This is a genomic window from Pseudomonas mandelii (assembly GCF_002251635.1).
Lineage (GTDB): Bacteria > Pseudomonadota > Gammaproteobacteria > Pseudomonadales > Pseudomonadaceae > Aquipseudomonas > Aquipseudomonas mandelii_B.
The window spans coordinates 1-6,705 of the sequence record NZ_NMOJ01000079.1 but is presented as its reverse complement, the minus strand read 5'-3'; the positions used below and the strand labels follow the sequence as shown (position 1 = coordinate 6,705).

The window sequence follows — 6,705 nt, the reverse complement described above, 5'->3', positions numbered from 1 at the left end:
GGTAGTGTGCCGTATTCGCCGAAAATCGGCAAAAAAGCGGCGAAGTAAAGTTGAGTTGAGAGTTTTGGTGCCTGTCATATACTCGGCGCCTCAACAATAAAAAGAAGGGGGTATCGATTCATGGCTACGCGCGAAACCGGCAATGTGAAGTGGTTCAACGATGCCAANGGCTATGGCTTTATTCAGCGCGAGGACGGCAAGGATGTGTTTGTGCACTACCGCGCCATTCGCGGTGATGGCCACCGTTCATTGGCCGAAGGCCAGCAGGTGGAGTACGCCGTGGTGACCGGCGAGAAGGGGTTACAGGCAGAGGATGTCGTCGGTCTGTAAGCCATCCTTCAGTTCACCCAAAACCACTGTGGGAGCGAGCTTGCTCGCGATTGCGGACTGACATTCAACATCGACGTTGACTGAAAGGCCCTCACTGCGNNCGTTCTNNGNCNGNTTTTANGCNGTTTTCCAGGTGATTTCTTCTTCACCATCCGCGCTGATGCGCATCCAGCGATCCGCGNTTTCCTCGCCTTCTTCCTCAACCCAGGTACCGGGCGCGCAACGCACTTCGACGTTCAGCGCGGCAAACGCAGCGCGGGCGCAGGCGATGTCGTCGTCCCACGGGGTCTGGTCGCTTTCCAGGTACAGGCTGTTCCATTTGCCGACGGCTTTTGGCAGCCAGGTGACCGGCACGCTGCCGGCCTTGCACTTGTAGGTCTGGCCTCTCTGGACCCAGTCGGTGCACGGGCCCAGGGCGGCGCCCAGCCAGGCGGCAATGGCCTTGTAGTCGACGTCGGCGTCCTTCAGGTAAATCTCGATATCGGGTTGGCGCATGGATGTCCTCACTGCGGGTCTGAAAAATCCATTCGCGGATTTAGCCGGCCTCGAGCTGTGGCTCGAAACCAAAAATTATTGAAGTACGAAATAATCGTAGCGCATCGACACGGTGACCTCGAACGGCTCGGCCTGCTCGATGACCGCTGCCCGGCGTTCGGCACTGGCGCGCCACCCGTGAGGCGTCATGGCCAGCAGGTTGGCGCGATCCTGACCCTTTGAAAGCGTCAGTCCGAATTCCAGGGTTTCACTGTGTTGCAGCGTCATGCCTTCCGGCACCAGGGCCAAATGCTTGTCGTCGGTGTATTCACGCACTTCGTCGTACAGGCGCTCGCGCAGTTCCATCAGGTGGCCCGCGGTCGGGCCAACCTTCATCAAGCCGCCACCGGGGCTGAGCAGGCGTTTGGCCTCCTGCCAGTCCAATGGGCTGAACACGCTGGCGAGGAACTGGCAGCTGGCATCGGCCAACGGCACGCGGGCCATGCTGGCGATCAACCAGGTCAGCGCCGGGTTGCGTTTGCACGCGCGCTTGACGGCTTCCTTGGAGATATCCAGCGCGTAGCCGTCGGCATCGGGCAGGGCTTCGGCGAGTTGCGCGGTGTAGTAACCCTCGCCACAGCCGATGTCCACCCAACGCTGTGGCGCACGCTGCGCCGCCAGTTCGGCCAGGCGCTTGGCCACCGGCGCGTAATGGCCGGCGTTCAGGAAGTCGCGGCGGGCTTCGACCATGGCCAGGTTATCGCCCGGGTCGCGGCTGTTCTTGTGCTGCACCGGCAACAGGTTCAGGTAACCCTGGCGCGCACGGTCGAAACGGTGCCCGACCGGGCACGCCACGCCATTGTCCACCGCGTTGAGCGGTGCGCTGCAAATGGGGCAAGCGAGCATCAGGCGAGCAACTTGATCAGGGTTTGGTAATAGATTTCGGTCAGCACGTCGAGGTCGCTGGCCAGGATACGTTCGTTGACCTGGTGAATCGTCGCGTTGACCGGGCCCAGTTCAACCACTTGCGTGCCCATGGTCGCGATGAAGCGTCCGTCGGAGGTGCCGCCGCTGGTGGACGCCTTGGTTTCGCGACCTGTGATGTCCTTGATGCTCGACGCCACGGCATCCAGCAATGCACCTGGCTCGGTGAGAAACGGCAGGCCTGACAGCGCCCACTCTACGTGCCAGTCCAGGCCATGTTTGTCGAGGATCGCCGCAACGCGCTGTTGCAAGCCTTCNACAGTGGATTCGGTGGAGAAGCGGAAGTTGAACACCGCCACCAGATCGCCCGGAATCACGTTGGTCGCGCCGGTACCGGAGTTGACGTTGGAAATCTGGAAACTGGTCGGCGGGAAGAAGGTATTGCCGTCGTCCCAATGCTCGGCGGCCAATTCGGCCAGGGCCGGTGCGGCCAGGTGGATCGGGTTCTTCGCCAGGTGTGGATACGCCACGTGGCCTTGTACACCGCGCACGGTCAGGGTGGCGCCGAGAGAGCCACGACGGCCGTTCTTGACCACATCGCCCACCAGGGTCGTGCTCGACGGTTCGCCGACGATGCACCAGTCCAGGCGCTCCTTGCGTGCCGCCAGCCGCTCGATCACAGCCTTGGTGCCATGGTGCGCCGGGCCTTCTTCATCGCTGGTGATCAGGAAGGCTACCGAGCCATTGTGGTCCGGGTAGTCGGTAACGAAACGCTCGGATGCCACCAGCATTGCCGCCAGGCTGCCTTTCATGTCTGCCGCACCACGGCCGCAAAGCATGCCGTGTTCGTCGATCAGCGCGTTGAACGGGTCGATCTGCCAGGCGGACACCGGGCCGGTCGGCACCACGTCGGTGTGACCGGCGAAGCACAGCACCGGACCGTCGTGTTTACCGTGGGTCGCCCAGAAGTTATCCACATCTTCGATGCGCATCGGCTCCAGGGTGAAACCGGCGTCGCCCAGGCGCTGCATCATCAGCTTCTGGCAGTCGGCGTCGATCGGTGTGACCGACGGGCGACGGATCAGGTCGATAGCGAGTTGAAGGGTCGGCGAAAGGTCGGCNTGGGCCGTCATGGNAAACTCCGGAGATCATGAATGTGGGCGCGGACTAAATGTGGGAGCCAGCCTGCTGGCGTTAAACTGTGATTGTTACACCGCTATCGCGAGCAGGCTCGCTCCCACAGGGATTAGGAAGCGCCCCGCAAAATGGCGGTTATCTTAAAGCAAAACGGCGACCATTGGCCGCCGTTTAGTGCATCGGTAGAGATTTAGACTGCCGGTGCCGTTTCAACTTCAGGTGCCGGTTTCGGCAATGAAGACAGGAACGCCATGATCAGCGCCGCCAGGTACGGCAGCGACTGCACCAGCAACATGGTCACCCAGAAGCGCATGTCATTGCTCGGCAGGCCCTGCACCAGGTAGATCCCCAGCGCCGCGCCCCACAACAGCAGCATGATGAACATTTCTTCGCGGGCTTCGGAAATGGCTACCCAGAAGCCGTGGTTATCCGCGTTTTTCGGTGTACGAAAGAACGGAATACTGCTGGTGAAGAAGCCGTACAGCACCGCTTTGGCAATGGTGTGCGACAACGCCAGGCCAGCCAGTGCCGCGCAGAACGCATCCTTCAGGTTGACCCCGACCGCACGNCGGTACAGGAAGACGATCTTGCCCACCTTGAACACGAACAGCGCCAAGGGTGGAATCGCGAAAATCAGCAGCGGCGGATCGACACGGGTCGGCACGATGATCATCGCCGCGGACCACAACAAGGCGCCGACGGTGAAGAAGATGTTCATGCCGTCCGCCACCCACGGCAACCAGCCCGCGAGGAAGTGGTAGCGCTGGCCACGGGTCAGCTCGGTGCCCTTACCGCGCAAGAGGCTGGCGGTGTGACGCTTGATGATCTGAATCGCCCCGTAGGCCCAGCGGAAACGCTGTTTCTTGAAGTCGATAAAGGTGTCCGGCATCAGGCCTTTACCGTAGCTGTCGTGGTAATACGCCGCCGACAGACCTTTCTCGAATACGCGCAGGCCCAGTTCGGCGTCTTCACAGATGCACCAGTCGGCCCAGCCGAGTTCTTCGAGCACCGAGCGACGGGTCATGGTCATGGTGCCGTGCTGGATGATCGCGTCACGGTCGTTACGGGTGACCATGCCGATATGGAAGAAGCCTTTGTATTCCGCGTAGCAGAGCTTCTTGAAGGTGCTTTCGTTCTGGTCGCGGTAATCCTGCGGCGACTGCACCACGGCAATTTTCGGGTCGGCGAAGTGCGGCACCATGTGCTTGAGCCAGTTCGGCGACACGCAGTAGTCCGAGTCGATCACCGCAATCACTTCGGCATCCTTGGCGGTATGCGGGATCAAGTAGTTCAGCGCGCCGCCCTTGAAACCGGCCAGGGGCGAAACGTGGAAGAACTTGAAGCGCGGCCCGAGGGTTTCGCAATAATCGCGCACCGGTTCCCAAACGGCTGGGTCCTTGGTGTTGTTGTCGATGATCAGGACTTCGTAGTCCGGGTAATCCAGGGCGGCCAGGGCGTCGAGGGTCTGTTTGACCATCTCCGGCGGCTCGTTGTAGCACGGCACATGGATCGACACTTTCGGGCGGTAGTCCGATTCGCCCACCACCGGCAGGAATTCGCGCCGACGCTTGTGGGTCCAGACCGCTTCGGCCAGTTCGTGCGCCTCGGTCAGCAGTACGATAAAGACCCCGAGTGCGCCAAGGGCGAGGAGGAAACCGACAGTCACACTGAACCAGGTGCTGTATTGCTGGCTGTAGTCGTAGCCGATCCACACCAGCACCGACCCGCACAGGAAGGCGATAAAGGTCAGGAAGGTCCGGCCACGCTGGCGCAGGGCCGAGCCGTCGATCATCAGCAAGGTCAGCGACAGCAGCGCGAGCACCACCGAGCCGATGGCCAGCACGCGCCATTGCGGGATCGCGACCACAGGGCCTTCAAAGTTGAATTTCTGCTGGCGCGCGGCGTTGTACACACCCCAGTAAGCACCGGCTGAACCTTCGTCGCTGACTTTCCACGGCTGGTCGAAGGCCTCGATCACGAAGTAGTTGTAGCCCTGGCGGTTCAGCTTGTTCACCAGCGTGCGCAGGTAAATCGCCTGGTCTGCCGGGGACGTTTCATTACCCCCACGCATGCGCCCGTTGCTCGGCCAGCCAACCTCCGATAGCAACAAAGGCTTTTTCGGGAACATCTTTTTCAGATCACGGGCACGGTCGAGTACGAACTGCCCGGATTGCTCCATCGGCACATGTTCCCAGTACGGCAGGACGTGGGCGGCNATCAGGTCGACGTGCTTGGCCAGTTGCGGGTTCTTTTCCCAGATGTGCCATTGCTCGGACGTGGTCACTGGCACTTTCACCGCCGCGCGAACGCGATCCAGAATAATGCTGAGTTCTGCGGCGGTAATTTCCTTACGGAAGATTGCCTCGTTGCCTACAACCACGCGAACCACGCTGCGGGAGGTGTTGGCGAGTTCGATGGCGCGCAGGATTTCACGCTCGTTGCGTTCCTCGTCCGGGCTGATCCAGATACCGAGGGTCACGCGCAGACCGAACTCTTCGGCCAGCTTGGGGATATCCCCCAGGGTGCCGTCGACCGAGTAGGTACGGATGTTGTCCGTCAGCTTGCTCATGATCTCGAGGTCGCGACGCATTTCTTCGTCGCTTGGGTACTGGTCTTTCTGCGGGAACTGGCCTTGCTGGAACGGCGAGTAGGAAAACCCGGAGATCTGTTCGGGCCAGTTGGGGGCAGTGACCGGGCGGTTGATCAGCGCCCAGAAACCGGTGAACAGCGCGGCAATTGCCAGCACCACCACCAGGTTGAGTCCAAATTTACGCGATGACATAGCGATTTCGGGTTCCAAAGGGTGTGGAACGAAAGANGGGTCGGCGTGTGCCAAGGGGCGCGCATCCTACACCGGGCATTCCCTGAGCGTATAGCTGACAGGGAAATGCCCTACGTTTGGCAATCCCGTTTCGCATAAGTTCTTACACTTGTCGCGGGAACTTAGATCTTGTTGCTGTCTAGCCCTATAATGCGCGCCGGTTTTTGGGGTTAATGGTCATGAGCACAGAAGATCCGCGGTTTGCAGGCATCGCCCGTTTATATGGCATNGAAGGCCTGGAACGCTTGAAAGCGGCCCATGTGGCGATCGTCGGCGTCGGCGGCGTAGGGTCCTGGGCGGCGGAAGCCATTGCCCGCTGCGGGGTGGGCGAGATTTCGCTGTTTGACCTGGACGATGTCTGCGTCAGCAACAGCAACCGCCAGTTGCACGCGCTGGACAGCACCGTGGGCAAGCCCAAGGTCGAAGTGATGGCCGAGCGCCTGCGCGGCATCAACCCGGACTGCACGGTGCATGCGGTGGCGGACTTCGTCACGCGCGACACCATGGCCGAGTACATCACCCCGAATATCGATTGCGTGATCGACTGCATCGACGCCGTCAACGCCAAGGCGGCGCTGATTGCCTGGTGCAAGCGCCGCAAGATCCAGATCATCACCACCGGCGGCGCGGGCGGGCAGATCGACCCGACGCTGATCCAGGTCTGCGACTTGAACCGTACCTTCAACGACCCGTTGGCGTCGAAAGTGCGCTCCACGCTGCGCCGCGATTACGGCTTCTCGCGCACCGTGACGCGTCATTACAGCGTGCCNTGCGTGTTTTCCACCGAGCAACTGCGCTATCCCAAGCCGGACGGCAGCATCTGTTTGCAGAAAAGTTTTGTCGGTGACGGCGTGAAGCTGGACTGCGCCGGTGGGTTTGGCGCGGTGATGATGGTGACGGCCACCTTCGGCATGGTGGCGGCGACCAAGGCTGTGGATAAGATTGTGGCGGGTGTGCGGCGGCCGGCGGATCGGGTCAAACCCGGGGTTTGAAACGCGATCCTTGTAGGAGCCGGCTTG

Annotated in this window: 6 protein-coding genes; 2 read left to right on the top strand and 4 right to left on the bottom strand. The window is 61.1% G+C overall.

The window, feature by feature from the left end:
• Nucleotides 1–120: 120 nt before the first annotated feature.
• Nucleotides 121–330, top strand: coding sequence for a cold-shock protein (locus tag B7L09_RS11440; protein WP_094468889.1), 210 nt, complete (start codon nucleotides 121–123; stop codon nucleotides 328–330).
• Nucleotides 331–447: 117 nt separating this feature from the next.
• Here B7L09_RS11440 and B7L09_RS11435 read toward each other — a convergent pair whose 3' ends face one another.
• The 4 genes from B7L09_RS11435 to B7L09_RS11420 form a co-directional block, all read right to left on the bottom strand.
• Nucleotides 448–825: a hypothetical protein gene (locus B7L09_RS11435; protein ID WP_094468888.1), complete on the bottom strand. Its 378-nt coding sequence runs from the start codon at nucleotides 823–825 to the stop codon at nucleotides 448–450.
• Between the two features lie 75 nt (nucleotides 826–900).
• On the bottom strand, nucleotides 901–1,710 hold the full coding sequence (locus tag B7L09_RS11430) for a putative RNA methyltransferase (protein ID WP_094468887.1): 810 nt from the start codon (nucleotides 1,708–1,710) through the stop codon (nucleotides 901–903).
• Nucleotides 1,710–2,861: a succinyl-diaminopimelate desuccinylase gene (gene dapE / locus B7L09_RS11425; RefSeq protein WP_094468886.1), complete on the bottom strand. Its 1,152-nt coding sequence runs from the start codon at nucleotides 2,859–2,861 to the stop codon at nucleotides 1,710–1,712. The genes B7L09_RS11430 and dapE overlap by 1 nt, the downstream gene beginning before the upstream one ends.
• A 194-nt stretch (nucleotides 2,862–3,055) precedes the next feature.
• Complete coding sequence (locus tag B7L09_RS11420; protein ID WP_094468885.1) at nucleotides 3,056–5,647, bottom strand: glycosyltransferase; 2,592 nt, start codon at nucleotides 5,645–5,647, stop codon at nucleotides 3,056–3,058.
• 212 nt (nucleotides 5,648–5,859) lie between these two features.
• Here B7L09_RS11420 and tcdA point away from each other — a divergent pair, with 212 nt between their 5' ends.
• Nucleotides 5,860–6,678 (top strand): tRNA cyclic N6-threonylcarbamoyladenosine(37) synthase TcdA, encoded by an 819-nt coding sequence (gene tcdA / locus B7L09_RS11415; protein ID WP_094468884.1) that lies wholly within the window; start codon nucleotides 5,860–5,862, stop codon nucleotides 6,676–6,678.
• Nucleotides 6,679–6,705: the final 27 nt, after the last annotated feature.